Source organism: Corynebacterium sp. HMSC064H12 (assembly GCF_001809925.1).
GTDB lineage: Bacteria > Actinomycetota > Actinomycetes > Mycobacteriales > Mycobacteriaceae > Corynebacterium > Corynebacterium jeikeium_D.
This window is the reverse complement of the sequence record NZ_KV799357.1, coordinates 1-209: the sequence shown is the minus strand read 5'-3', so window position 1 is coordinate 209 and position 209 is coordinate 1. Positions and strand designations below refer to the sequence as shown.

1 protein-coding gene is annotated in these 209 nt (G+C 52.2%); it reads right to left on the bottom strand.

What is annotated here, in order from left to right; all coding sequences use genetic code 11:
* Positions 1 to 12: 12 nt before the first annotated feature.
* Positions 13 to 209, bottom strand: a 197-nt coding sequence (locus HMPREF2681_RS11190; protein WP_207105045.1) for a hypothetical protein, incomplete at its 5' end; no start/stop codon positions are given.

The window sequence follows — 209 nt, the reverse complement described above, 5'->3', positions numbered from 1 at the left end:
GCGGCCTGGCCGTTATCCAAAAATAAAACGTTCTCCCCTTCGAACCGACGAGGCCAAAAAAGAAGAGAACAACCATGATCTTTCCCACAAATGAAAAAACCACGCGAAAAGCACCCAAACAAAGGCGCCGCCACGCAATCCATCACCCGCAAGCACAAAAGGACCCAAAACAAACAAAGGCCCCCGGCACCCACCAGCAACACACACGC